Origin of the sequence: Rhodobacter capsulatus SB 1003 (genome assembly GCF_000021865.1) — a bacterium.
GTDB lineage: Bacteria > Pseudomonadota > Alphaproteobacteria > Rhodobacterales > Rhodobacteraceae > Rhodobacter > Rhodobacter capsulatus_B.
The window spans coordinates 3,488,121-3,514,051 of sequence record NC_014034.1 but is presented as its reverse complement, the minus strand read 5'-3'; the positions used below and the strand labels follow the sequence as shown (position 1 = coordinate 3,514,051).

General features: G+C 66.6%; 26 protein-coding genes. 20 read left to right on the top strand and 6 right to left on the bottom strand.

Annotation, left to right across the window (positions count from 1 at the left end; translation table 11 throughout):
- The first annotated feature begins 3 nt into the window (after nucleotides 1–3).
- A complete protein-coding gene (locus RCAP_RS16410; protein WP_013069017.1) occupies nucleotides 4–657 on the top strand; it encodes a pseudouridine synthase in 654 nt (217 codons plus the stop codon).
- Between the two features lie 206 nt (nucleotides 658–863).
- Here RCAP_RS16410 and RCAP_RS16405 read toward each other — a convergent pair whose 3' ends face one another.
- On the bottom strand, nucleotides 864–1,445 hold the full coding sequence (locus RCAP_RS16405; protein WP_013069016.1) for a LabA-like NYN domain-containing protein: 582 nt from the start codon (nucleotides 1,443–1,445) through the stop codon (nucleotides 864–866).
- A 96-nt stretch (nucleotides 1,446–1,541) separates the two neighbouring features.
- Here RCAP_RS16405 and folK point away from each other — a divergent pair, with 96 nt between their 5' ends.
- The 12 genes from folK (at nucleotide 1,542) to recO (ending at nucleotide 10,667) form a co-directional block, all read left to right on the top strand.
- Entirely contained in the window at nucleotides 1,542–2,165 is a 624-nt protein-coding gene (folK, locus tag RCAP_RS16400) for a 2-amino-4-hydroxy-6-hydroxymethyldihydropteridine diphosphokinase (protein ID WP_309473948.1), read from the top strand.
- 72 nt (nucleotides 2,166–2,237) lie between these two features.
- Entirely contained in the window at nucleotides 2,238–2,591 is a 354-nt protein-coding gene (rpoZ, locus tag RCAP_RS16395) for a DNA-directed RNA polymerase subunit omega (protein ID WP_013069014.1), read from the top strand.
- A 19-nt stretch (nucleotides 2,592–2,610) separates the two neighbouring features.
- The gene (locus tag RCAP_RS16390; protein ID WP_013069013.1) at nucleotides 2,611–4,728 is read left to right on the top strand and encodes a RelA/SpoT family protein; all 2,118 of its coding nucleotides are present in this window, start codon (nucleotides 2,611–2,613) and stop codon (nucleotides 4,726–4,728) included.
- 69 nt (nucleotides 4,729–4,797) lie between these two features.
- The gene (locus RCAP_RS16385) at nucleotides 4,798–5,418 is read left to right on the top strand and encodes a DUF2062 domain-containing protein (RefSeq protein WP_309473947.1); all 621 of its coding nucleotides are present in this window, start codon (nucleotides 4,798–4,800) and stop codon (nucleotides 5,416–5,418) included.
- A 61-nt stretch (nucleotides 5,419–5,479) separates the two neighbouring features.
- The gene (locus tag RCAP_RS16380) at nucleotides 5,480–6,223 is read left to right on the top strand and encodes a pyridoxine 5'-phosphate synthase (protein WP_013069011.1); all 744 of its coding nucleotides are present in this window, start codon (nucleotides 5,480–5,482) and stop codon (nucleotides 6,221–6,223) included.
- A gap of 15 nt (nucleotides 6,224–6,238) precedes the next feature.
- Nucleotides 6,239–6,685, top strand: a complete 447-nt coding sequence (locus RCAP_RS16375; RefSeq protein WP_013069010.1) for an ABZJ_00895 family protein — start codon at nucleotides 6,239–6,241, stop codon at nucleotides 6,683–6,685.
- Complete coding sequence (acpS, locus tag RCAP_RS16370; protein ID WP_013069009.1) at nucleotides 6,682–7,083, top strand: holo-ACP synthase; 402 nt, start codon at nucleotides 6,682–6,684, stop codon at nucleotides 7,081–7,083. The genes RCAP_RS16375 and acpS overlap by 4 nt, the downstream gene beginning before the upstream one ends.
- A 52-nt stretch (nucleotides 7,084–7,135) precedes the next feature.
- Nucleotides 7,136–7,933, top strand: coding sequence for a signal peptidase I (gene lepB, locus RCAP_RS16365; RefSeq protein WP_013069008.1), 798 nt, complete (start codon nucleotides 7,136–7,138; stop codon nucleotides 7,931–7,933).
- Entirely contained in the window at nucleotides 7,930–8,616 is a 687-nt protein-coding gene (rnc, locus tag RCAP_RS16360; RefSeq protein ID WP_013069007.1) for a ribonuclease III, read from the top strand. Before lepB ends, rnc begins: the two co-directional genes overlap by 4 nt.
- Entirely contained in the window at nucleotides 8,613–9,524 is a 912-nt protein-coding gene (gene era / locus RCAP_RS16355) for a GTPase Era (protein WP_013069006.1), read from the top strand. Before rnc ends, era begins: the two co-directional genes overlap by 4 nt.
- A gap of 2 nt (nucleotides 9,525–9,526) precedes the next feature.
- Entirely contained in the window at nucleotides 9,527–9,862 is a 336-nt protein-coding gene (locus tag RCAP_RS16350) for a DUF1491 family protein (protein WP_013069005.1), read from the top strand.
- 82 nt (nucleotides 9,863–9,944) lie between these two features.
- Nucleotides 9,945–10,667, top strand: a complete 723-nt coding sequence (recO, locus tag RCAP_RS16345; protein WP_013069004.1) for a DNA repair protein RecO — start codon at nucleotides 9,945–9,947, stop codon at nucleotides 10,665–10,667.
- Here the strand turns inward: recO and RCAP_RS16340 are convergent.
- The 4 genes from RCAP_RS16340 to RCAP_RS16325 all read right to left on the bottom strand — a co-directional run bounded on the left by RCAP_RS16340 (nucleotide 10,658) and on the right by RCAP_RS16325 (nucleotide 14,738).
- Nucleotides 10,658–11,161, bottom strand: a complete 504-nt coding sequence (locus tag RCAP_RS16340; RefSeq protein WP_013069003.1) for a GNAT family N-acetyltransferase — start codon at nucleotides 11,159–11,161, stop codon at nucleotides 10,658–10,660. The two genes, recO and RCAP_RS16340, sit on opposite strands and share 10 nt — an antisense overlap.
- A 44-nt stretch (nucleotides 11,162–11,205) precedes the next feature.
- The gene (locus tag RCAP_RS16335; protein ID WP_013069002.1) at nucleotides 11,206–12,849 is read right to left on the bottom strand and encodes an acyl-CoA dehydrogenase family protein; all 1,644 of its coding nucleotides are present in this window, start codon (nucleotides 12,847–12,849) and stop codon (nucleotides 11,206–11,208) included.
- Between the two features lie 163 nt (nucleotides 12,850–13,012).
- On the bottom strand, nucleotides 13,013–14,113 hold the full coding sequence (locus RCAP_RS16330) for a Hint domain-containing protein (RefSeq protein ID WP_023911964.1): 1,101 nt from the start codon (nucleotides 14,111–14,113) through the stop codon (nucleotides 13,013–13,015).
- Between the two features lie 7 nt (nucleotides 14,114–14,120).
- Complete coding sequence (locus RCAP_RS16325; RefSeq protein WP_013069000.1) at nucleotides 14,121–14,738, bottom strand: Hint domain-containing protein; 618 nt, start codon at nucleotides 14,736–14,738, stop codon at nucleotides 14,121–14,123.
- 278 nt (nucleotides 14,739–15,016) lie between these two features.
- Between RCAP_RS16325 and dapE the strand changes: the two genes are divergently transcribed.
- The 5 genes from dapE (at nucleotide 15,017) to RCAP_RS16300 (ending at nucleotide 22,470) form a co-directional block, all read left to right on the top strand.
- On the top strand, nucleotides 15,017–16,156 hold the full coding sequence (dapE, locus tag RCAP_RS16320) for a succinyl-diaminopimelate desuccinylase (RefSeq protein ID WP_013068999.1): 1,140 nt from the start codon (nucleotides 15,017–15,019) through the stop codon (nucleotides 16,154–16,156).
- Nucleotides 16,153–16,572, top strand: a complete 420-nt coding sequence (locus RCAP_RS16315) for a GNAT family N-acetyltransferase (protein ID WP_013068998.1) — start codon at nucleotides 16,153–16,155, stop codon at nucleotides 16,570–16,572. The genes dapE and RCAP_RS16315 overlap by 4 nt, the downstream gene beginning before the upstream one ends.
- A 113-nt stretch (nucleotides 16,573–16,685) precedes the next feature.
- Nucleotides 16,686–20,540 carry an EAL domain-containing protein gene (locus tag RCAP_RS18710; RefSeq protein WP_013068997.1) on the top strand — a complete coding sequence of 1,285 codons (3,855 nt, stop codon included), beginning with the start codon at nucleotides 16,686–16,688 and terminating at the stop codon, nucleotides 20,538–20,540.
- Between the two features lie 85 nt (nucleotides 20,541–20,625).
- A complete protein-coding gene (locus RCAP_RS16305; protein WP_238530209.1) occupies nucleotides 20,626–21,807 on the top strand; it encodes an anaerobic sulfatase maturase in 1,182 nt (393 codons plus the stop codon).
- 96 nt (nucleotides 21,808–21,903) lie between these two features.
- Nucleotides 21,904–22,470, top strand: a complete 567-nt coding sequence (locus RCAP_RS16300; protein WP_013068995.1) for a hypothetical protein — start codon at nucleotides 21,904–21,906, stop codon at nucleotides 22,468–22,470.
- On the opposite strand, the gene RCAP_RS16295 is transcribed toward RCAP_RS16300, so the two are convergent.
- Complete coding sequence (locus RCAP_RS16295; protein WP_013068994.1) at nucleotides 22,462–23,346, bottom strand: choline sulfate utilization transcriptional regulator; 885 nt, start codon at nucleotides 23,344–23,346, stop codon at nucleotides 22,462–22,464. The genes RCAP_RS16300 and RCAP_RS16295 overlap by 9 nt on opposite strands.
- A 103-nt stretch (nucleotides 23,347–23,449) precedes the next feature.
- Here RCAP_RS16295 and RCAP_RS16290 point away from each other — a divergent pair, with 103 nt between their 5' ends.
- Both RCAP_RS16290 and betC read left to right on the top strand, forming a co-directional pair.
- A complete protein-coding gene (locus tag RCAP_RS16290; protein ID WP_013068993.1) occupies nucleotides 23,450–24,394 on the top strand; it encodes a choline ABC transporter substrate-binding protein in 945 nt (314 codons plus the stop codon).
- A gap of 15 nt (nucleotides 24,395–24,409) precedes the next feature.
- A complete protein-coding gene (gene betC / locus RCAP_RS16285) occupies nucleotides 24,410–25,924 on the top strand; it encodes a choline-sulfatase (protein WP_013068992.1) in 1,515 nt (504 codons plus the stop codon).
- The last annotated feature ends 7 nt before the right edge of the window (nucleotides 25,925–25,931 follow it).

Here is a 25,931-nt window from a genome sequence, read left to right as displayed (position 1 = left end):
CCGATGACCGAGCATGTCTACACGCCCCCGTCCGAGCCGCCGCGCATCCTGCATGCCGATCACGAGATCCTCGTGGTCGACAAGCAATCGGGGCTGCTCTCGGTGCCGGGCAAGGGCGATCACAAGGCCGATTGCCTGATCGAGCGGCTCAAGGGCGCCTTTCCGCAGGTGCTTCTGGTGCACCGGCTCGACGGCGACACCTCGGGGGTGATGGTGTTTGCGCTGACGGCGCATGCGCAGCGCCATCTCGGGCTGCAATTCGAGACCCGGCAGACGAAAAAGCACTATCTGGCCCGGCTCTGGGGGCATCTGGAACCGAAGGCGGGCCGGGTCGATCTGCCGCTTTGCGTCGATTGGCCGAACCGGCCGAAGCAGCATGTGGACCCTGAAAACGGCAAGCCCGCGCAGACCGACTGGAAGGTGCTGCGCCACGATCCCGACGGCACGACCCGGGTGCGGCTCACGCCGCTGACCGGGCGCAGCCATCAGCTGCGGGTGCACATGCTGGAACTGGGGCATCCGATCCTTGGCGATCCGTTCTATGCCGAGGGCCCGGCGCGCGATTTTCCGCGGCTGATGCTGCATGCCGAAAGCCTGCGCCTGCGCCATCCCGACGGCGGGCAGTACATGACCTTCACCGCGCCCTGCCCGTTCTGAACCTTGTCCGTTCTGAACCGGGCAGGCCGGGGGCTTCGCGCCCCCGGACCCCCGCGAGGTCTTCATGGCAAGATGACATGGACCCCGGCCCTGCTTTCACCTTGGCGCAAATATCCCGGGGTGCGGGGCAGAGCCCCGCTCCGCCCGCCGAAACGAAAAAGACGGCGGGAGTGGACCGCCGTCTTCTCCGTTCCTGCCGTGAGCGGTCAGGTGTCCGGGCTGTCCGCCGCGGGGGCGGGCGGCGCGATCTCGCGCGGTTCGCGCGGCGGGCGGCCGATCACTTCGCGCAGCGCGTCGAGTTCGATGAAATTGTCGGCCTGACGGCGCAGCTCGTCGGCGATCATCGGCGGCTGGCTGCGGATCGTCGAGACGACCGACACCCGCACGCCCATCCGCTGCAGCGCCTCGACCAGCGGGCGGAAATCGCCGTCGCCCGAGAACAGCACCGCATGGTCGAGCCGCGGCGCGAGTTCCATCGCATTCACCGCCAGTTCAATGTCCATGTTGCCCTTGACCTTACGCCGCCCCATCGAGTCGGTGTATTCCTTGGCGGGCTTCGTCACCATCGCGTAACCGTTGTAGTGCAGCCAGTCGACCAGCGGCCGGATCGGCGAGTATTCCTCGTTCTCCAGCAGCGCGGTATAGTAGAAGGCCCGCACCAGCTTGCCGCGACGTTCGAATTCCTGACGGAGCAGTTTGTAGTCGATGTCGAAGCCGAGCGCCTTTGCGGCCGCATAGAGGTTGGACCCGTCGATGAAAAGGGCCAGCCTTTCGTCCTTGTAAAACATTATAAGTCCTTTCGTCGTGGCCCCGCGGTGTGGCGTCCGGAGTGGTTGACGGGGAAAAATTGTTCTACCCAATACGCCGCGAGAACCAGTTCAGCAGTGCTTTCTACCAAGCGTCGGGAGGTCGAGATATCTGTCTTTAAAGATAATAGCACATTTTTTGTTGCGCTAGGGGCGAATCTTGCAACTGAGGCGGGTAATCCGCCTCAATCTCTGGTTGCTGCGCTGAAAATGCTGCCCGAGGAGGGGATTCGGCTGCGGGCGCTCAGCCGATTCTGGCGATCTCCGGCTTTTCCGGCCGGGGCGGGGCCGGATTATGTCAATGCCTGTGCCGTGGTTTCCGCGGCGATGACGCCCGAAGCGGTGCTTTCGGCGCTGCATCGAATCGAGGCGCGGCTGGGGCGCCGTCGCAATGCGCGCTGGGAATCGCGCGGCATCGACCTTGATCTTCTGGCCTGCGGTGCCGCGATCCGGCCCGATGCGGCGACCGAGGCGCATTGGCGCGGCCTGCCGCTGGACGCACAGATGCAGCTTGCGCCCGAGACGCTGATCCTGCCGCATCCGCGTCTGGCCGACCGGGCCTTCGTGCTGATTCCCCTTGCCGAGATCGCGCCCCTGTGGCGTCATCCGGTCACCGGCAAGACGGTCGGTGCGATGCTGGCGGCGCTGGACGCGACCGAAAAAGCGGCAATGGTGCCGTTTTCTGCCCCTTTCGACGGGTAGGGCCGCTTGTAAAGGCCCCGGGAAGGGGCTAAGGGAGAGGTTCACACCTCCCCCTTTGGTCTGGAGTTGCCGATGGCCCGCGTGACGGTTGAAGATTGCGTTGACAAGGTTCCGAACCGCTTCGAGCTGGTGATGCTTGCCGCCCACCGCGCCCGTGAGGTTGCGGCCGGGGCGCCGATCACCGTCGAGCGTGACAATGACAAGAACCCGGTGGTCGCGCTGCGCGAGATCGCCGATGAAACCCAGCTGGCCGATGATCTGCGCGAGCGTCTGATCGAAAGCAACCAGACCCAGATCGAGGTCGACGAGCCCGAGGAAGACGCAATGGCGCTTCTGATGTCGGGCGAGATCGACCGGCCGCGCGTCGATGACATGGACGAAGAGCGCATGCTGCGCGCATTGATGGACGCGCAAGGCCGCGACTGAACGAGGGTAACGAGCGCGGATGATCGATGTCGAAGACCTGATCGCGCTCGTTCGCAACTACAATCCCCGCTGCAACGCCGATCTGATCCGTCGCGCCTATGCCTATGGGCTGAAGATGCACGACGGGCAGTTCCGGCATTCGGGCGAGCCCTATTTCACCCATCCCGTTGCCGTTGCCGCGATCCTGACCGAACAGCGGCTCGATGATGCCACCATCGTCACCGCGCTGTTGCATGACACGATCGAGGATACCCGCTCGACCTTCACCGAGGTCGAGGGGCTGTTCGGCACCGAGGTGGCGGAACTGGTCGATGGCGTCACCAAGCTGACCAATCTGCAACTGGGCTCTTCGGCCAGCAAGCAGGCCGAGAATTTCCGCAAGCTCTTCATGGCGATGTCCAAGGATCTGCGGGTGATCCTGGTCAAGCTTGCCGACCGGCTGCACAACATGCGCACGATTAAGAGCATGCGGCCGGAAAAGCAGGCGCAGAAGGCCCGCGAGACGATGGAGATCTTTGCGCCGCTGGCGGGCCGGATGGGCATGCAGTGGATGCGCGAGGAGCTGGAAGACCTCGCCTTCAAGGTGCTCAACCCCGAGGCGCGGACCTCGATCATCCGCCGCTTCGTGTCCTTGCAAAAGGAATCGGGCGACGTGATCTCGCAGATCACCGCCGATATCCGCAATGAACTCGAAAAGGCCGGGATCGAGGCCGATGTCTTTGGCCGCGCCAAGCGCCCCTATTCGATCTGGCGCAAGATGGAGGAAAAAAGCCTTACCTTTTCAAGGCTTTCCGACATCTATGGCTTTCGCGTCATCACCCGGTCCGTGCCCGATTGCTACGCCGTTCTGGGGCTCATTCACCAGCGCTGGCGCTCGGTGCCGGGGCGGTTCAAGGATTACATCAGCCAGCCGAAATCGAACGGCTACCGCTCGATCCACACCACGGTGTCCGGCCGCGACGGCAAGCGGGTCGAGGTGCAGATCCGCACGCGGCAGATGCACGAAGTGGCCGAAGCGGGCGTGGCCGCGCATTGGTCTTACCGCGATGGCGAACGGGCGCTGAACCCCTTTGCCGTCGATCCGGCGAAATGGCTTGCGTCGCTCACCGAACGCTTTGCCGAGGGCGATCACGACGAATTCCTCGAGAACGTCAAGCTCGAGATGTATTCCGATCAGGTGTTCTGCTTCTCGCCCAAGGGCGATGTGATCAAGCTGCCGAAAGGCGCTACGCCGATCGATTTCGCCTATGCGATCCACACGCGGATCGGCAATTCCTGCGTCGGTGCCAAGGTCGACGGCATCCGCGTGCCGCTCTGGACGCGGCTGAAGAACGGCCAGTCGGTCGAGGTGATCACGGCGGCCGGGCAGCGGCCGCAGGCGACCTGGCTGGACATCGTCGCCACCGGCCGCGCCAAGGCCTCGATCCGCAAATCTCTGCGCGAGGAAGACCGGACCCGCTTCGTCAAGCTGGGCTCGGAACTGGCCCGGGTGGCCTTTGAACATGTCGGCCGCAAGGTCTCGGACAAGGCTTTGCGGACGGCGGCGAAGACGCTGGGCCTGCCCGACGAGACCGAGGTTCTGGCCCGGCTCGGCTCGGCCGAACTGACCGCGCGCGAGGTGGTCGAGGCGCTTTATCCCGAACTGGCCGCCCGCGGCCCGGAAACCGTCGATCCCGGCCGCGCGGTGATCGGGCTTGCCGCGGATCAGACCTTCCACCGGGCGAAATGCTGCCAGCCGCTGCCGGGGGAACGCATCGTCGGCATCACCTATCGCGGGCAGGGCGTGGTCATTCATGCCATCGACTGCCCCGCGCTTGAGGAATTCGAGGAACAGCCGGGCCGCTGGGTCGATCTGCACTGGCACGAGGGCAGCCACCCGCCGGTCTATTCGGTGGCGCTGAAGATCACCATCTCGAATGACGCCGGGGTGCTGGGGCATATCTGCACGCTGATCGGGGCGCAGAAAGCCAATATCTCCGACCTTCATTTCCTTGACAAGAAACCGGACTTTTATTCGCTTCTGGTAGAGGTCGATCTGCGCGATGCCGAACATCTGCACCGGCTGCTGACGGCGCTGGAAGCCGAGACCGATGTGGCGCAGGTGCAGCGCTGGCGCGACCTGTCGCGCAAACCCTGAGGGAACGGAAGGCAGAACGTGGTTTTCAAGCGGCGGGAGAAGCGGAGCTGGGGGCAGTCGACGCGTGATATGGTCTGGCCGCGCACCGGCTGGCTGCGGGCGCTCAGCTACATCCGCCACCGTCTGACCCGTCTGCCCGACAAGCCGCATCGCATCGCCCGGGGCGTTTTCGCGGGCATTTTCGTGTCTTTCACGCCCTTGTTCGGCGTGCATCTTCTGGCGGCCGCGCTGTTGGCGAAACTGATGCGCGGCAATGTGCTGGCCTCGCTTTTCGCGACGCTGGTCGGCAATCCGCTGACCTTTCCGCTGATCGCGCTGGTCTCGATCAAGCTTGGCCATGCGATGCTGGGGCAAAGCTACGATCCCGCCCATGCCGCCGGGCTGCTGGATGTCTTTGCCGATGCTTTCGCCGATCTGCGCCACAATCTGCTGGCGATCTTCACCGCCGAAGACACGCATTGGGTCGGCATGGCGGATTTCTTTTATGGCGTCTTCCTGCCCTATACGCTGGGCGGGATGGTGCCCGGGGTTCTGGGGGGGCTTGCGGGCTATTTCATCGCCCTGCCGCTGGTCACCGCCTATCAGAACCGTCGCCGCCTGCGGCTCAAGGAGCGGCTGGCGAAACTCGCCGTGAAGCTGCCGCATGCGCCCGCCGTCGGCGTCTCCGATCACGAGGACGACAAGGGCTGAGCGGCATCTTCCCTCGGCCGCCGCGCTTCGTCATAGTGGCCGCATCTGACCGGAGGTTCCCATGACCCGTTCCCTGCGCCTGGGCGTCAACATCGACCACGTCGCCACCGTCCGCAATGCCCGCGGATCGGCCTATCCAAGCCCGCTGCGGGCGGCCCTGATGGCCGAGGCCGCGGGGGCCGACGGCATCACCGCGCATCTGCGCGAAGACCGCCGCCACATCCGCGACAGCGACATGGCCGAGCTCAAGGCGAACCTGAAGATCCCGCTGAATTTCGAAATGGCGACGACGATGGAGATGCAGCGCATCGCGCTGGCCACCCGGCCGCATGCGGTCTGCCTTGTGCCGGAAAAGCGGCAGGAACGCACCACCGAAGGCGGGCTGGATGTCGCGGGCGATCAGGCGCGGCTGACCGCCTATATCGCGCCCTTGCGGCAGGCGGGGGCCCGGGTGTCGATGTTCGTCGGCCCCGATCCGCGGCAGATCGAGGCCTCGGCGGCGATCGGCGCGGCTGTCGTCGAACTGCACACCGGCCATTACTGCGACCTGCATTACGAGGGCCGTTTCGCCGAACGCGATGCCGAACTGAAGGCGCTGGAAAAGGCCGCGGCGCTGGCCGCCAGTCTGGGCCTTGAGGTCCATGCCGGGCACGGGCTTACCTATGAGACCGTCGCCCCCGTCGCCGCCATCCCCGAGGTGAAAGAGCTGAACATCGGTCACTTCCTGATGGCCGAGGCGCTGTTCATCGGGCTTGAGGCCTCGATCGCGGAAATGCGCCGTCTGATGGATGAAGCGCGCCGCTGACCGAAAGGGGCAAGAATGCCGATTCTGCGCTATGGGCTGATTCTGATCCTGACGGGGCTGGTCGTCTCGGGGCTCGTGCTGGTGTTCGAGCGCCTTGCCGGGATCGATCTGGCCTCGGTCGGCATCGCCGCCGTGCCGGTCTTCATGACCGCGATGATCGAGGGGCAGGTCTTTGCCAGGCGCAGCGGCCGCCTGCCCGCGCGGGCCGAGGCGCTGCGCTTTGCCGCGATGGCGACGGCGCTCACCCTGATGCTGCTCGGCCCGGCTCTGGTGCTGATGTCGCTCGGCGATCCTGCCTTGCTCACCATGTTGCGCGGCTTTGATGCGGTGCTGTGGTCGGTGATCCTCGGCCTTGTCGTCGTCATCACCTTTCCGGCTTCGTATCTGTTTTATGGTCAGGGCGCCCGCAGCCAGCTGCGCGCGGCGGACCGGCAAAAGGCCCGGGGCCGGGGGGCGAAATGATCCTCGGCATCGGCTCGGATCTGGCCAATATCGAGCGCATCGCGGCCACGCTGGCCCGCTTTGGCGACCGTTTCCGCACCCGCGTCTTCACCGAGACCGAGATCGCCAAGGCCGAGCAGCGCGCCGATGTCGCGGGCACCTATGCGAAACGCTGGGCCGCGAAGGAGGCCTGTTCGAAAGCCTTGGGCACCGGCCTTGCGATGGGGATTTCCTGGAAGGACATGTCGGTCACCAACCTGCCCACCGGCCAGCCGGTGATGCATCTGACCGGCTGGGCCGCGGAGCGGCTGGCGGCGATGACACCGCCCGGTCATCAGGCCGTCGTGCATGTGACGCTGACCGACGATCACCCCTGGGCGCAGGCCTTCGTCGTCATCGAAGCGCGTCCGCTTGCTTGACTTGCCCCCCGCATCGGGCCAAGGAAGACAAGGTTTCAACAAGAGGCAGAGCATGGCCAGCAAATCCGAAGGCGGCATCGGCGAAATGGCGCGGACGCTGTTCTGGGCGCTCATCATCGCGGGCGTCTTCCGCACGTTGTTCTTTCAGCCGTTCTGGATCCCCTCGGGCTCGATGAAGGACACGCTCCTGATCGGCGACTTCCTGTTCGTCAACAAGATGGCCTATGGCTATTCGCGCTATTCCTGCCCCTTCTCCAGCGCCGATTTCTCGCCCTGCCCGATCGAGGGCCGCATTCTGGGCGGTGAACCCGAACGCGGCGATGTGGTGGTGTTCCGCCATCCGATCCGCAATGTCGATTTCATCAAGCGGCTGATCGGCCTGCCGGGCGACCGCATCCAGATGGTCAACGGCGTGCTGCAGATCAACGGCGCCCCGGTGAAGCTGGAAGACGGCGGCACCTTCTCGGAAGTGTTCGAACCGCAGGGCCCAGAAAAGCGCTATCCGCTGTGCCGCAACGAACCCGTGGGCGAGGGCGGTGATTGCCAGTCGCAGCGCTTCCTCGAAACGCTGCCGAACGGCGTCAGCCACTCGATCCTGAACACCTTCGACGGCACCCGCGCCGACAACACCCCGGTCTTTGTCGTGCCCGAGGGGCAGTATTTCTTCATGGGCGACAACCGCGACAATTCCGAGGACAGCCGCTTTGCGCAAAGCATCGGCGGCGTCGGCTTCGTGCCGGCGGAAAATCTGGTCGGCCGCGCCGACCGGGTGATGTTCTCCTCGGCGGGGAAATCGCTCTTCTTCTTCTGGACCTGGCGGGCGGACCGCTTCTTCAAGGCGATCGAATGAAAATTGCGGCAGACCTCTCTGCCTTCATGGACCGGCTCGGGCATCGTTTCACGACGCCCGAGCATCTTGTTCGGGCGTTGACGCATTCCTCGCTGGGCTCGGCCACGCGGCCCGACAACCAGCGGCTGGAGTTTCTGGGCGACCGGGTGCTGGGCCTCTCGATGGCCGAGGCGCTGTTTCACGCCGATGGCCGGGCCTCCGAGGGGCAGCTGGCGCCCCGGTTCAACGCCCTGGTGCGCAAGGAAACCTGTGCCGCCGTCGCGCGCGACATCGATCTTGGCGCGGTGCTGAAACTGGGCCGGTCCGAGATGATGTCGGGCGGGCGGCGCAAGGATGCGCTTTTGGGCGACGCGATGGAGGCGGTGATTGCCGCCGTCTATCTGGATGCGGGCTTCGAGGTCGCCCGCGCGCTGGTGCTGCGGCTCTGGGCCGGGCGGATCCAGTCCGTCGACAACGACGCCCGCGATCCGAAGACGGCGCTTCAGGAATGGGCCCAGGCCCGCGGCCTGCCGCCGCCGCGCTATGAAACATTGGGCCGCGAGGGCCCCGATCACGCGCCGCAATTCCGCATCGCGGTGGTGCTGGCCTCGGGCGAGACCGAAGAGGCGCAGGCCGGATCGAAACGCAATGCGGAACAGGCCGCCGCAAAGGCCCTTCTGGAACGGTTGGAGAGAGGCGCATGACCGAAGAAACGCAAGCCGGATTCGTCGCCCTGATCGGCGAACCGAATGCCGGGAAATCGACGCTGCTCAACCGCATGGTGGGGGCCAAGGTCTCGATCGTCACCCACAAGGTGCAGACCACCCGCGCCCGCATCCGCGGCGTCTGCATGGCGGGCACGGCGCAGCTGGTCTTTGTCGATACCCCCGGCATCTTCCGGCCGCGGCGCCGGCTCGACCGCGCCATGGTCTCGGCCGCCTGGGGGGGCGCGGCGGATGCCGATATCGTCGTTCTGCTGATCGAGGCGCATCGTGGCCTGACCGAGGGCGCAAAGGCGATCATCGAGGCGCTGAAAGCGCGCGAGGGCACGCAGCCCGTCGCGCTGGCCATCAACAAGATCGACCGGGTCAAGGCCGAACGCCTGCTGGCCCTGGCCGAGGAAATGAACGCCGCCTTCCCCTTTGCCAAGACCTTCATGATCTCGGCCGAAAAGGGCTATGGCGTCGATGACCTGCGCGACTGGCTCGCGTCGCAGGTGCCCGCGGGTCCCTGGTTCTATCCCGAAGATCAGATTGCCGATCTGCCGATGCGGATGATCGCGGCGGAAATCACCCGCGAAAAACTGACCCTGCGCCTGCACGAGGAACTGCCCTATCAGCTGACGGTGGAAACCGAGCGCTGGGAGGAAAAGCCCGACGGCTCGGCCCGGATCGACCAGATCATCTACGTCAGCCGCGACGGTCACAAGGGCATCGTGCTGGGCAAGGGCGGCGAGACGATCAAGGCGATCTCCACCGCCGCGCGCGCCGAAATGGCCGAGTTCATGGGCCGTCCGATCCACCTTTTCCTGCAGGTCAAACTGCGCGAGAACTGGCAGGAAGAGGCCGAGCGCTACACGGAAATGGGTCTCGACTTCAAGGACGGCGACTGAGGATGCAACCGCGCCTGCGTGCCGAACTTTGGGTGCGTGCCTATCTCAAGCGTCTGGAATTGAACAACATTCCGGCCTTCATCGCGGCGCGGGGTCAGCCTGACTCGGGCGCCGTGATGGTCAAATGCGCGACGCTCGACGGGCTGGCGAAGCTTTACACCCGCACCTTTGATTACGAGGCCGATTGCGACATCTGGACCGTGCTCACCGAAGGCCCCGAGGCCGAGGTGGATCAAAGCATCCGCAAGCAGCGCAGCTTCGATCCCGATCTCTGGGTCGTCGAACTCGAAGCCCGGCACGGCCGCACGCTTCTGGATGAAGACGGACTGAAAGACTGACCCCGGCTTTCGCTTTTATCTTGCCTCAAATATCCTGCGGGGGCCCGGGGGTGCAAAACCCCCGGCCTTCGTCACGGGCACCATGGACTGGCAAGACAGCGGCACCATCCTTTCGACCCGCCTGCACGGCGAAAGCTCGGCGATTGTCGAGGTGTTCACGGCCACGCATGGGCGGCATCTGGGCGTCGTCCGCGGTGGCGCCTCGCGCAAGATGGCGGCGGTGCTGATGCCCGGCTCGCATGTGGCTGTGGCCTGGCGGGCCCGGCTGGAAGATCAGCTGGGCAGCTTCACCGTCGAACCGCTGGCCTCGCGCGCGGGGGCGCTTTCCGACCGGCTGGCGCTGATGGGGCTGAATGCCGTCTGCGCGCTTTTGTCCTTCGTGCTGGCCGAACGCGCGCCGCATCCGCGCCTTTACGCCGCCACCGAGCCGCTTTTCACCGTGATCGGACAGGCGGCCGAGGGCTGGGTGGTCGATTATCTGATCTGGGAAATGGCGCTGCTGGAGGACCTTGGCTTCGGGCTGGATCTGAGCCGCTGCGCCGTCACCGGCACGCGCGACGATCTGGCCTTCGTCTCGCCGCGCACGGGCCGCGCCGTCAGCCGGGCGGGGGCGGGCGACTGGGCGCCGAAACTGCTTCCCTTGCCGCTTTGCCTTTTGGGGCAGGGGCCCGCGACCTGGACAGAAATCGGACAGGGGCTGACCCTGACCGGCCATTTCCTCACCCGTTTTGCCAGTGAGCACAGCCGCAAGGCCCTGCCCGAGGCGCGCAACCGGCTGATTGCGGCCATCGCCCGTCAGGGCTGAGGCCGGTCGTCCAGCCGCAATTGCATCAACAGCAGATCCAGCCAGCGGCCGAATTTCTGCCCCACCTGCGGCATCAGCCCCACCGCCGCAAAGCCGAGCCGCTGGTGCAGGATGATCGAGGCGTTGTTTTCCGCCTCGATCGCCGCCACCATCACATGCAGCCCCTGCGCGCGGGCGCGCAAGATCAGCGCCGAAAGCAGCGCCCGGCCGCGCCCGCCGCCGCGCAGATCTGTGCGGACATAGACCGAATGCTCGACCGTGCCGCGATAGCCGTCAAAGGCGCGAAAGGGCCCGTAGCTGGCATAGCCGACGACCTTCGCCCCTTCCTCCAGCACCAGCACCGGAAAGCCCGCCTGCTGCCGCGCCGCGATCCAGTCGACACGGTTCAGCGCCGTCACCTCGACCTCGTTCCAGATCGCCGTCGTCGTGCGCACGGCGTCGTTGTAGATCGTGGCGATCGCCTGGGCATCCTCGGGGGTGGCATCGCGGATCATCGGACCCTCCGTCAGAAAACGGGGCCCGAAGGCCCCGGTTCAGGTCAACCCAGCAGACGCCGGGCAATCACCTGCGCCTGAATTTCCGCCGCGCCCTCGAAGATGTTGAGGATCCGGGCGTCACACAGAATGCGCGAGATCGCATATTCGAGCGCAAAGCCGTTGCCGCCGTGGATCTGCAGCGCATTGTCCGCCGCCGCCCAGGCGACACGGGCGCCCAGCAGCTTCGCCATCCCGGCTTCGACGTCGCAGCGGTGGCCGTGATCCTTTTCCCAGGCCGAGAAATAGGTCAGCTGCCGCGCGATCATGATTTCGACCGCCATCATCGCAAGCTTGCCGCCGACGCGGGGGAATTCGATCAGCGACTTGCCGAATTGCTTGCGGTCGATCGCATAGCGCATGCCGATCTCGCAGGCGGCCTGCGCCACGCCGACGGCCCGCGCCGCGGTCTGAATCCGCGCCGATTCAAAGGTTTCCATCAGCTGCTTGAAGCCCCGGCCGGTCTCGCCGCCCAGAAGGTTCTCGCCCTTGACCCGGAAGCCGTCAAAGCCCAGCTCGTATTCCTTCATGCCGCGATAGCCCAGAACCTCGATCTCGCCGCCGGTCATGCCGGGGGTGGGGAAGGGGTTTTCGTCGGTGCCCGGGGTCTTTTCGGCAAGGAACATGGAAAGCCCGCGCCAGTCGGTGGTGTCGGGCTCGGTCCGGGCCAGAAGCGTCATCACATGGGTGCGCTGCGCATGGGTGATCCAGGTCTTGTTGCCGGTGATCACCCAATCATCGCCATCCTTGACCGCGCGGGTGCGCAGGCTGCCCAGGTCCGAGCCGGTGTTCGGTTCGGTGAAGACCGCGGTGGACAGGATTTCCCCCGAGGCAAGGCCCGGCAGCCACTTCTGTTTCTGTTCTTCGGTGCCGCCGCAGAGGATCAGTTCCGCGGCGATTTCCGAGCGCGTGCCAAGGCTGCCGACGCCGATATAACCGCGCGAGAGTTCCTCGGTCACAACGACCATCGAGGCCTTGGACAGGCCGAGCCCGCCGTATTCCTCGGGGATGGTCAGGCCGAAGACGCCCAGTTCTGCCAGTTCCTCGATGATCTCCATCGGGATCAACTCGTCTTTCAGGTGCCAGTCATGGGCGTTCGGGATCACCCGTTCCTCGGCATAGCGGTGGAACTGGTCGCGGATCATCTCCAGCTCGTCATCCAGCCCCGAGGCGCCGAACAGCGCCCGGCCCTGATTGTCCTGCATCAGCGCCACCAGCGCCATCCGCGCCGCATCGGTGTTGCCCCGCGCCATCAGTTTGCGGGCGGCCTCGGACGGCGTCCAGCAGACTCCCAGATCGGACAGACGCGCCACTTCGATCTGGCTCATCGGAATGCCGCCGGCGATCTGGTTCAGATATTCGCCAAAGCCGATCTGCAGGATCAGGCTTTCCATTTGCCCGAACGCCCCCGCCTCGGCCACCCGCCCGGCCCAGCCGCGCAGCTGGATCAGCGACTGGTTGTAAGTCGCCAGCCAGGCAAGCGCATGGGCGGTGAACTGGTCTTCCTCCAGCGCGGCATTCGACACCTTGCCACCGCGGCTGACCTTGGTTTTCAGCGCCGCGGTCGCATCGGCGGTCAGTTGCGCAATCTCGGGAAGGGTGGCTTCGGTCAGCGCAAGCAGGTCGGCAAGGAGGATCGTATCGGTCATGTCAGCCCCATCGACGCCGGGATTCGGCGGTTTTCTGCAGTTGCAGCCTGCTTAGGCATTTCGCAACCGCAGCGCAATAATAATTCGCGATTGATGCGCGACAAGACCGAATGTGTCGTGACGGAAAATTTCTCCTTCGGCCGCCCCGATCAGGCTGCCCCAGTCAGGCTGCCACCGGGCCGCGCCGCCGCCGCCGCTCGGCCGCCAGCGCCAGCGCCTCCTCGGGCGTCAGCCCGCGACGGGCCGGAACGCCATGCACCGGCAGATCCATCCGCGCCACCAGCCCCGAAAGCGCGGTGGTCTTCGCCAGCGCGGGGGTGCGGGCCAGACGGCCGATGTTCAGGCTTTCCACACGGCAGCCGTCGGCGATCAGCAGATGGTGCCCCTGCAACAGCAGCCCGTGCCAGCTCAGCACGCAGGGCCGGTCGGGTTGCTGTGCGCTGATCCCGTCCACCAGATGATGCGCGGGAACCAGAACCTCTTCCTCGGCGAACAGATCCGTGACGGCGGCGCCGCGCAGCGCCACGCGGTGCTGCGGCAGGACCCACAGATCGCGGGTGGCGCCAAAGGCGGGGGCGCAAAGCCGCACCGGCCGCAGGCTGCCAAGCGCAGGCAGGGCGATCCGCCCCGACCACAAGATCGGCTGCGGCCCGGCATCGGCGGTCAGCACCAGATCGCCCGCCTTCAGACTGGCGGCGGGGCAGTCCCCCCCGGGCGTGGCGATGGGCGTCGAGGGCGCGAAACAGGCGCCCGGGCCGACCGGCTGCATCTGGCTGCCGAAGGCCAGCCATTCGACGCGCGGGCCGATCTGTGCCGGGCTGCGGCCCTTGGCCAGCGCGGCCAGTTCGGCGCGCGAGAGTGGCATCGCCCCGGTGCCGACGCGCTGGCGGATCTGCCCGCCGTCGATCGTCTCCAGCGTCAGCCGGGTCTCGTCAGTCCTGCAATCCCAGCTGAAGGTCAGCCGCATCCGCCCGCCCGCGGCGCAATCCTGCGCGATGTCCAGCGTCAGCGCCTGCACCGCCGCGCCCTGCCGCTGCACCAGCGTCAGCACGCCCTGTGCGTCAAGCGAGATCGACAGGAACCAGGTCCAGCCGCTCTGATCGCCCAGATGCAAAAGCGGCAGGGGCCCGGTCTCGCCCGGCATCAGCGCGAAATCCAGCATCAGACTGCCCCGGCCCAGCACCGCGGGCAGGGCGCGATCCGACAGCCGCACCGGGCCATGCCCGGTCAGATGCGCCGCAAACCAGCCATGTTCCAGCATCATCGCCCCCTCAGATCACCAGCTTGCGCATCATCTGCGATTCCTGCAGCCGCAGCATCCGCGGGGCCCCGGCTTCGGGCGCGGCCTCGCCCGGGATCGGGCGCGGACCGGGGCGGAAACATTCCACCGCCAGACCCTCGGCAAAGACCATGTGGGCGCAATCGAAGACGAGCCGGACATAATCGACCATCCCGCCGGGATGGCGCGAGACCATCTCGCCATCGACCAGCGTGCGAGCGGCGACCAGAACCTCGGCCTCGCCGAAAAGCAGCTCCAGCACCGGATCGCGCACCAGCACGCGCTGTTGCGGCGCCACCAGCACCGGACGCTCGGCGCCATGCGCGCCCGCGGCAAAGCGTATCGGCGCCTGCAACCGCAGCGCGGGCAGGCGGGTCCGTTCGACGGCGACCACGGGTTGCGGCCCGGCCTCCTGCGTCTCGACCAGATCCCCGGGTTTCAGCGTCTCGATCCGGCGCAGCCCGGCCGGGGTTCGGACCCGGGTTCCGGCGGCGAAGCCTTCCAGCAGGTTCGGGGCCGCGACCGCCACTTCCCGCGCGCCAAAGATCGATTTCGCGATCTGCGCCGCCGCTGCCGAGGGATCCAGTCCCAGAACTCTGCCAAATGCCATCTCTTGCCCCACTTGCCTGCGGGCAAAACATCACCGAGCCGGGAAATCCCGTCCGTTCCGGCCATCCGGCCGCAGTGGGGGTGGGCGATTCTGCCCTGCTCGTATGCCCTGCCTCGGGTCGTCTTGATTTTGTTCAACCGTAAGTCAGCTTTAGCCCCCTTGGAAACGAAAATTTCCGTGATGCCGGGGGATCGGCGCCGGGGTGACCCGGGGGCAACAGCGGTTGTTGCGCGGGGGGGAAAGCGGGGCTAAGCCAAGGCATCGCACAGGAGCAACCGATGACCCTCGACCCCGTTCAACTGACTGCCGATCTGATCCGCTGCCCCTCGGTCACGCCCGTCGAAGGCGGCGCGCTGGTGCTTTTGGAACGGGTGCTCTCGGCGGCCGGTTTCGCCTGCACCCGGGTCGACCGCAACGGCACGCCCAATCTTTTCGCGCGCTGGGGGGCGAAGGGGGCGAAGACCTTCGGTTTCAACGGTCACACCGATGTCGTGCCGGTGGGCGATGCGGCCGCCTGGACGCAGGAGCCGTTTTCCGGCGCGGTGATCGAGGGCGTGCTGTGGGGCCGCGGCGCCACCGACATGAAATCGGGCGTGGCGGCCTTTGTCGCCGCCGCCGTCGATTTCGTCACCACCACCCCGCCCGAGGGCGCGATCATCCTGACGATCACCGGCGACGAGGAAGGCCCGGGCAAGGATGGCGCCCTGGCGCTGCTCGACTGGATGAAGGCCGAGGGCGAGGCGATGTCGGTCTGTCTGGTGGGCGAACCGACCTGTCCCGAGACCTTGGGAGACATGATGAAGATCGGCCGCCGCGGCTCGATGACCTTTTACCTCGAGGTCGAGGGGGTGCAGGGCCATTCCGCCTATCCGCACCGGGCGAAAAACCCGCTGCATGCGTTGGTCGAACTGCTGGGCCGGATGACGGCGGAACCGCTTGATCGCGGCACCGAGCATTTCGAACCCTCGACGCTGCAGATCACCACGATCGATTGCGGCAACCCGGCCAACAACGTGATCCCGGCGAAGGCGCGGGCGACGGTGAACATCCGCTTCAACGACGCCCATTCCTCGGCAAAGATCGAAGACTGGGCCCGCGGGCTGATTGCGGAAATCGAGGCGGAGACCGGCACCCGCGTCAGCCTGTGCACCGAGGTTTCGGGCGAAAGCTTCCTGACCCCCCCCGGCGATTTCGTCGAACTGGTCAGCCGGGCTGTCGTGTCGGAAACCGGGGTGGTGCCGGTGCTCTCCACCTCGGGCGGCACCTCGGATGCGCGTTTCGTCAAGGATCACTGCCCGGTGCTGGAATTCGGTCTGGTCGGCAAGACCATGCATCAGGTCGATGAACGCATCGAAGTGGCGCAGATCACCCGGCTGAAGGCGATCTATGCCCGCTGCCTGCGCGATTTCTTCGCATGAGGATCGTCGAGACCACCGATCTGACTGCGGTGCATGCGCTGCGCCGCGCCGTCTTCATCGAGGAACAGGGCGTGCCCGAGGCCGAGGAATGGGACGATCTGGACGGGCAGGCGGTGCATCTGCTGGCGCTGGAGGGCGCGGCCGCGCTGGGCACGGCGCGGCTCTTCGTGGCGGGCGAGACCGGCAAGATCGGCCGGGTCTGCGTGGTGCGGAGCGCGCGGGGCACCGGGCTGGGCAAGGCGCTGATCGCGGCGGGTTGCGACCGGCTGCAGGCGCTGGGCTGCACCCGGGTCGAGCTGGGCGCGCAGCTGCAGGCGATGCCCTTTTACGCGGGGCTCGGCTTTGCCGCTTTCGGTCCGGTCTATGACGATGCGGGCATCCCGCATCGATGGATGGCCCGCGCGCTGGCGCCCTGATCCGGGATTTTGGCGCAAAAGCGGGCAATCTGCCCGTTTTCGATGTCTTTGAAGTGTATCTTTAAGGATTTGCCCGCAAAACTGGGGTCTGGTCCGGTTTCGACGAGGCTTCCATGTCTGGTGATCTGGCGCAGTTGCGCCGCGTGCTCGAAGGGTTTCCCGGCGCGGCGCTGGCCGTGTCCGGCACGGCCCGGCTGCTTTGGGCCAATGCCGCGGCGGATCGCAGCCTTGGCACCGCGCAGGCTGTCGGGGCCGCGGTGGACAGGGTGCTGCCCGGGGAGCTGGGACACCGCATCGCCCGGATCGTCACCGCTTCAGACGGTGACGGGGCGGGGCTCTCGCAGCGCTTCGTGATCGATCCGGACGCGGCGGCGGCGCGGCAGGCCGAGGTGACGATCTGGCCGCTGGATCCGGGCGATGCCGCCCGCGTCTGGCTGGTGCAGATCGCGGCGCCGGTGGCCCTGCCCGGGGGCGGCGAGTGCCAGATGCAGGAGACGGCCCAGGAAACGCGGCTTGCCGAAGCCCTGGCCGAGGCCCAGGCCGCCCGCATCGCCGCGCAGGCCACCACCGATGCGCTGACGACGGCGCTGATCTGCGGCGAAACCGGGGTCTGGTCGATCTGCGCCGAGCTGGGCGAGGCCTGGATGCCCGACGAATGCTATCGCCAGCTGGGCTATGCGCCCGGCGATTTCATCCCCGACGAGATCGGCTGGCGCAGCCTGTTCCATCCCGACGATCTGGAGGCGGCGATGGCCCGGATGCAGGATCTGATCTGCGACCGGACCACGGTTTTCACCGCCGATCACCGGCTGCGCCACAAGGACGGCAGCCATCACTGGTATCGCACTGTCGCGCGCAAGATCGACCGGTCGGACCGGGGCCTGCCCTTCATCGTCAGCGGCGGCTTCACCCGCATCGACGAGGCGAAGGCGATCGAACGCCGCCTGTCCGAGGCGCTCGCCGATGCGCAGAAAAGCCGCGCCAAGGCCGAGGAGCGCGGCGAGCTTTTGCGCACCTCGGCGCTTTGCGCCGGGATCGGCTCGTTCAGCGTCTGCCCCGATCTGGGGCAGGGCTGGACCCCCGACGAGACCTATCGCCTGTTCGGCCATGCCCCGGGGGCCTTCGCCTCGACCGATGCGGGCTGGCGCAGCCAGATCCACCCCGAGGATCTGGCCTCGGCGGTGACCGAGATGGAAAAGCTGAAATCCGGGGCCAGCGATCTCTACGTCCACGAACACCGCTGCCGTCATGCCGATGGCAGCTATCACTGGTATCGCGCCATCGCCCGCCGCGTCGACCGTTCGGACAAGGGCTTGCCCTATCTGCTGGCCGGGGTGATCATCTGCATCGATCAGAGCCGGGAAAACGAACGCCGTCTGGCCGAGGCGGCGGACCGGGCGCAACAGGCCCGGGACCGGCTGGACACGCTGGCCGACAATGCGCCGGGGGCGCTGTTCGAATATCGCCGCAATGCCGACGGCTCGATCGACATGCCCTATTTCAGCGCCAAGCTGCCGATGATGGTCGGTGTCGCCCCCGAGGCGATCGTGGCCGATGGCGTGAATGTCTTCACCCACATGCCGCAGGACATGATGCCGGGGATCTTCGGCTGGATCGAGGAGTCGCGCGCACAGGGCACCCCGTTCGAACATCGGCTGCCGGTCGATCACCCCGATCGCGGCCGGATCTGGCTGACCGTTTCGGCGCTGCCCTGCAACCAGCCGGACGGGGCGACGCTCTGGTTCGGCAACGTCTTCGACATCACCGAACAGATGCGCATGACGCGCGAGGCCGAACGCTCGGCCGAGGCGGTCCGGCGCGCCCATGACCGCATGGTCACCATGGCGGAAAACGCGCCCGGGGCGATTTTCGAATGGCAGCGCGACAGCAGCGGCCATTTCAGCTTCGCCTTTTTCAGCGCCGCCCTGCCCGAGCTGCTGGGGCTGAGCGGCGAGGCGCTCAAGGCCGACGGGGCGGCGGTCTTCACCCGGATCCTGCCCGAGGACATTCCCTCGGTGCAGGCGGCGGTGACGCACTCGGTCGAGACCCTGACCCGGTTCGAGATCCTGCACCGGATCGGGCATCCGCAACGCGGCCTGCGCTGGCTGCATGTCTCGGCCAGCCCGTTCCTGCAGGATAACGGCACCATCGTCTGGTATGGCAATGCGATGGACGTGACCGAGCAGATCGAGGCCAAGCGCCGCGAGGAACAGGCGGCCCGGGAGATGCATCAGGCGCATGAACGCCTGGCCTCGATCGCCTCGATCGCGCCGGTCGGGCTTTACGAATTCCGCCGTTTCCCCGATGGCAGCGCCTCCTTCCCCTATGCGAGCCCCTATCTCGAGGATCTTCTGGGCATCGAATTCGGCCTGTTCTCGCAGGCGATCGCGGTCGAGGATCTGTTTGCCAATGTGCAGTTCGACGAGTTGCCGGATTTCCTGACCGGGCAGGGGGCGGGGCCGGGCATGCTCGACCTCTGGAACCAGCGGTTCCGGGTCCGGCATCCGCGGCGCGGCGATATCTGGCTGGCCAATTCGGCCACGTCCAAGCCGCAGCCCGACGGGTCGGTGGTCTGGACCGGGGCGCTGCATGATGTCACCGCCGATGTCGCGCGCGAAGCGGAATTGCGCCGGGCGCATCGGCTGGCCGAGGAAATGCGCGCCGAGAACGAACGTCAGGCGCTGCATGACGGGCTGACCGGGCTGCCGAACCGGCGCAGCTATGACAATGTGCTGGCCCGCCGCATTGCCGATGCGGCGGCGGCCGGTCCGCGCGATTGCCTGCTGATCCGGGTCGATCTGGATCATTTCAAGCATGTCAACGACACGCTGGGCCACGAGGCCGGGGACATGGTGCTGCAGCGCGTCGCCGATGTGCTGCGCGCCGAATTGCGCGGCGGCGATTTCGCGGCGCGGATCGGCGGCGACGAATTTTCGATCATCCTTGCGCCCGGTCAGTCGGGCGGCCATGCCCGCGAGGTGGTCGAACGGATGCAGGCGCGGCTGGCGGAACCCCTGTGGTTCGACGGGCGGCAATGCCGGTTCGGCGCCTCCTTCGGCATCGCCGAGACCGAGGATATCGCGGCCATGGGCACCGAGATCCAGCTTTTCGCCGATGCCGCCCTTTATCGCGCGAAGGAGGGCGGACGGAACCGGATGGAGTTCTTTACCCCGGAACTGCATCAGAACATCCTTTTCGACCGCAAGCTGGCGGGCGAGATTCAGGAGGGGCTCGACCGTGGCGAATTCGTGCCGTTCTTCCAGTCGCAGATCTGCGCCCGGACCGGACGGCTGACCGGGGTCGAAACGCTGCTGCGCTGGCGCCACCCCGAACGCGGCCTGCTGGTCCCCGATGCCTTCATGCATGTGGCGGTGCAATTGCGGCTGGTGTCGGAAATCGACCGGGTGATGATGGAGAAATCGGCCGCGGCCCTGACCTCCTGGCGGGCGCGGGGGCTGATCGTGCCGAAGATCAGCTTCAACGTCTCTTCGGGGCGGATGCATGATCCCGATGTGGTGCGGGCGGCCCGGGCCATCGCCGAGGGCGAGACCAAGGTGACCTTCGAGCTGCTGGAATCGATCCTCGTCGAGGAGGAGAGCGAGGTGTTCCGCTTCCATCTCGATGCGCTGCGCGACGCCGGGATCGAGATCGAGATCGACGATTTCGGTTCCGGTCATGCCTCGATCATCGGGCTGATGCAGATTGCCCCCTCGGCGCTGAAGATCGACCAGCGCATCGTGGCCCCGGTGGCGCGGGATCCGCGGTCGAAAAATCTGGTGCGCGCCATCGTCGAGATCGCCGAAACCCTGGGCATCGCCACCGTCGCCGAAGGGGTCGAGACCTGGGCGCAGGCCGAAATCCTGCGCGATCTTGGCTGCGACGTGCTGCAGGGCTATCTGTTCTCGATGCCGCAATCGGCCGAGGATTTCATGCGGATCTGCACGCAGGAGGTGGTGCGCCGCGCCTGAGGGGCTTGCCGCGCCCGCGCCGGGGCCGCATAGTCGGGCGATGCGAGGTCTGCGCCGCCCCCCGTCCGCCCATCCGTTCCATGTCATGGCAAAGCCCATCGGGCCGCGCTGCAATCTGGCCTGCGACTATTGCTATTACCTTGAAAAGGAAGCGCTGTTTCCGCCCGGCCATCGCTTTCGCATCGACGATGCGGTGTTGACCCGGTTCCTTGCCGATTACATCGCCAGCCAGTCCGCCGCCGGTCTGCGCGAGATTGCCTTTGCCTGGCAGGGCGGCGAGCCGATGCTGATGGGGCTCGACTGGTTTCGCCGCCTCGTCGCGCTGCAGGCCCGGCTTTGCCCGCCCGGGCACCGGATCTCGAACCTGATCCAGACGAATGGCACGCTGATCACCGAGGCCTGGGCCGGGTTCTTCGCCGAACAGGATTTTCTGGTCGGCCTCAGCCTTGACGGCCCGCCCGAGAGGCATGATGCGGCGCGGCCGGATCGGCGCGGGCGGCCCTCCTCCGCGGCGGTGCTGCGCGGGCTCGAGCGGTTGCAGCGGGCCGGGGCGCGGGTCAATCTGCTGACCGTGGTCTCCCGGGCGAATGTCGCCGATCCGGTTGCGGTCTATCGCTATCTGGCGGGGCTCGGGCCGGAGTTCCTGCAGTTCATCCCGGCGCATGAGCGGCTTTTGCCCGATGGCCGCCGCGCAGGGCCGCCCGGGCGGGACGACAGGGGGGCGGTGCTGGCGCCGTTCTGCATCACCGGGGCGGAGTATGGCCGGTTTCTCTGCGCGATCTTCGACGACTGGATCGCCCGCGATGTCGGCCGCATCTTCGTGCAGCATTTCGACGAGATGCTGGGCCTGCTGCTGGGCGAACCGGCGGGGCTGTGCGTCTTTGCCGAAACCTGCGGCACGGCGCTGGCTTTGGAACAGGACGGCGGGCTGTTCCCCTGCGATCACTACGTCTATCCGGCGTTCCGGCTGGGCAATATCAAGGCCCGTCCGGTGGGGGAACTGGCGGCGCTGCCAAAGGCGCGGGCTTTCGGCCGGGACAAGCAGGCCGGGCTTTGCGCCACCTGCCGCGCCTGTGCTTGGCGCCTTGCCTGCCATGGCGGCTGCCCGAAGCACCGCACCGCGCCCGAGCCGGGCGGGCCGGGCCGGATCAACCATTTCTGCGACGGCTACCGGATGTTTCTGGACCATGCCGCGCCGCGGCTGCGCCGGATCGGCGCTCTGATCGCCGCGGGCCGCCCGGCCGCCGCGATCATGGCCGAGGTCTGAACCGTTCGAATGCTGCGGATTTTCCGCGGCGGCGTCAGGATTTTCTTCATCCCCGTTTGCCATCCTGCCGGGGACAGATCCAGAAGGACGCTTGTGATGATTACTGCCGTTTCCAACGCCTCCCCCGTCACGCCGGTGCAAGCCGCCCGGGCCACCACGGCCAGCGGCCCGGCCTTCACCCTTGCGGAGGAGGCGACCGCGCCGGAACCGTCTCGGGATTGGGCCGGTTCAAGCCAGGCGAGCCGGATGCAGGAAGCCCTTGTGCAGGCGCGCGCCGCCGAGGCGAACCAGACCGAAGCGCCGGCCCCCGCCGCCGAGGAAGGGGCGGCCGCGTCCGAGGCCGGTGCCGAGGCGGCGCCTGCGGAGGCCGCAAGGACCGGGTCCGAGCACATTGCCCCGGCAGGATCGGGCTCCGCGGGCGATGCCGCCTCGGAGAAGCAGGAAATGAGCGACGCCGAACGCAAGAAAGCCGCGCGCAAGGCGGCGAAGGAGATCGAGGAAAGCTTCGACCGGATCAAGCAATTGCTGGCGAACCGGGTCGAGGTTCCCGAGGCTGCGCCGGGATCGCAGGCCGCCGCCAGCGCCTGGGCGGCCAGCCGCAAGGCGCAGGGCATTGCGCCGCTCCCCTATTCCACCGCAAGCGTCACCGCCACCTCAACCTGAGGGCAGACCCGCTTCGGCCCGCAGCCAGGAGCAGAGCGCCTCTGCCCCGGCGTCGTGCGGGGCGTTTGCGACCAGAAAATAGCCCCGGTCCGGGTTGGTCAGTTCCGGCCCGGCCTCGACCAGTTGATCGCGGGCAAGCAGCCGATCCACCAGACCGCGCCAGCCCAGAGCCACGCCTTGCCCGGCCAGCGCCGCCTCGATCACCAGCGCATAGGTGTTGCAGCGCAGATCCCCGCGCGCGCGGCGCGGATCGCGGGCCCGGGGCAGGGTACGCTGGTAAGAGGTCCAGTCGAACCAGATCGCCCCCGGTTCGGCATCCAGATGGATCAGCGGCGCATCGGGCAGCACGCCGTCGGGCAGACCGGCGCGCAGCGCGGGGGCGCAGACCGGCACCACCGCTTCGGGCATGATCTGCACCGCCTCGGGACCCAGCTCGGCGCGGGAGGCGAAAACCACCGCCATCTCGCCCTCGGCCCGTGTTCCGGCATGTTGCAGCGCGACGATCTGCAGTTCCAGTTCGGGATGGGCGGCGCGGAACAGATGCAGCCGCGGCATCAGCCAAAGGCTGGAAAAGGCGTAATCGGTGCAAAGCCGCAGCGTCTTGCGCCGGGGCTGCGGGCGCAGCGCCTCGGCCAGCGCATCGACCTGGGTGACGGCGCGGGTCAGGATGTCGTGCAGCGCCCGCCCCTCGGGCGTCAGCTCCACCCCGCGGGCCTTGCGCAGCAGCAGGGCGACCCCGAATTCCCCCTCGGCGCGGCGGATCTGATAGCTGACCGCGGGCTGGGTGATGTTCAGGCGATGGGCCGCCTCGGACAGGCTGCCCGCCCGCCCGACCTCGACGAAGACCCGCATCCAGCCCAGATCGACCCGTCGCATCAGGTATAAACCCTCCTTATCGCAAGCATTCAGAAATTGCCTCTGTACAGGACAAACTGTCTCACCTTTCATAAGCGAATGAAATAGCTGACAGGGAGCCAGAATGACCTTCTCCATCGCCTGCCGCACGGGGCTTTCCGTGGCATTCCTTCTGTCCGGCGCCGCGATGGCGCTGGCCGATGACGGCTCCTGCGCGACGATCCGGATGTCGGACCCGGGGTGGACCGACATCACCGCGACGAATGCGGTCGCCTCGGTGGTGCTGACGGGCCTTGGCTATGCGCCCGAGGTCAAGACGCTGTCGGTGCCGATCGGCTATGAATCGATGAAGAATGGCGAGATCGACGTGTTTCTGGGCAACTGGATGCCGGCGCAGCAGAAATTCATCGACGATCTGACCGCCGCCGATGCGGTCGATCATCTGGCGCAGAACCTGACCGGGGCGAAGTTCACGCTGGCCGTGCCGACGGCCGCGGCGGCCAAGGGCGTGACGGATTTCGCCGATCTGGCCGCGCATGGGGATGATTTCGATCACAAGATCTATGGCATCGAGCCGGGGGCGCCCGCCAATGCCAATATCCAGAAGATGATCGACGGCAATGATTTCGGGCTGCGGGACTGGGAACTGGTCGAATCGGGCGAACAGGCGATGCTGGCGCAGGTCGATCGCGCGGTGAAGGAGGGCAAGGGGATCGTCTTCCTCGCCTGGGCGCCGCATCCGATGAATGCCAATTTCGACCTGACCTATCTGTCGGGCGGGGATGCCTATTTCGGCCCCGATTTCGGCGGGGCCACGGTGCATACGCTCGCCCGCAAGGGCTGGGCCGGGGCCTGCCCGAATGCGGGCAAGCTGTTTTCGAACCTCGTGTTCGAGCTGGGGATGGAGAACGCGCTGATGGGATCGATCCTTGGCGGCACCGATGCCAGGGTGGCGGCCAGCGACTGGATCAAGGCGCATCCCGAGGTTCTGGGCCCCTGGCTGGACGGGGTGACGACGCTCGACGGCCAACCGGGCGAGGCGGCGGTCAAGGCCGCGTTGGGACTGTAAGGACGAAGCCGGACCATGGACCCCCGCCCGAATATTCTTGTCATCATGGTGGATCAGGCCAACGGGACGCTGTTTCCCGACGGTCCGGCCCCGTTCCTGCACACGCCGCATCTGAAGCGTCTGGCGAAGCGGTCCACCCGCTTTGCCAATACCTACACGGCCAGCCCCTTGTGTGCCCCCGCGCGGGCGTCCTTCATGTCGGGGCAGTTGCCGTCCCGCACGCGGGTTTACGACAATGCGGCCGAATTCGCCTCGGACATTCCGACCTTCGCGCATCACCTGCGCCGGGCGGGCTATGCCACGACGCTTTCGGGCAAGATGCATTTCGTCGGCCCCGATCAGCTGCATGGCTTCGAGGAACGGCTGACGACCGACATTTACCCGGCCGATTTCGGCTGGACGCCCGATTACACCAAGCCGGGCGAGCGGATCGACTGGTGGTATCACAACCTCGGCTCGGTCACCGGCGCGGGCGTGGCCGAGATCACCAACCAGATGGAATATGACGACGAGGTCGCCTATCACGCCACGCGCAAGCTTTACGACCTGTCGCGGCGGCAGGACGACCGGCCCTGGTGTCTGACGGTGTCCTTCACCCATCCACACGACCCCTATGTGGCGCGCAAGCGGTTCTGGGATCTTTACGAGGAAAGTCCGGCGCTGGACCCCACCGTGCCTGCGCTGCCTTTCGAGGATCAGGACCCGCAGTCGCGGCGTATTCTGGAATCCTGTGATTTCAGAAATTTCGAAATAACCCCCGAAATGATCCGCCGTGCCCGCCAGGGGTATTTTGCCTCGATCAGCTACATCGATGAAAAGATAGGGGAAATCCTTGACGTTCTGGAACGCGGGCGGATGGCGGACAACACGATCATCGTCTTCGTCTCGGATCATGGCGACATGCTGGGCGAGCGCGGCTTGTGGTTCAAGATGAACTTCTTCGAGGGCTCGGCGCGGGTGCCGATGATGATTGCCGCGCCCGGCTGGAAACCCGGGCGGATCGACACGCCGGTCTCGACGCTTGACATCACGCCGACGCTGGCGGCCTTGGCGGGGATCGACATTTCCACGTTGGCGCGCTGGACCGACGGGGTCGATCTGGACCCGGTGGCGCAAGGCGGGGCCCGCGCCGCGGTGCCGATGGAATATGCCGCGGAATCGACGATCGCGCCGATGGTCTGCCTGCGCGAGGGGCGTTACAAGCTGATGCTCTGTGCCGTCGATCCGCCGATGCTTTACGACCTCGAAGCCGATCCGCAAGAACTGGTCAATCTGGCCACCGCGCCCGAACATGCGGATACACTGAAGCGGCTGACCGATCAGGCGCTGACGCGTTGGGATCTGGGCGCCTTCGATGCGGCGGTGCGCGAAAGCCAGGCGCGGCGCTGGGCGGTTTATGACGCGCTGCGCAACGGCGCCTATTTCCCTTGGGATTACCAGCCGCTGCAAAAGGCGTCGGAACGCTACATGCGCAACCACATGGACCTGAACGTGCTGGAGGAAAACCAGCGCTATCCGCGCGGCGAGTGAAATGGGG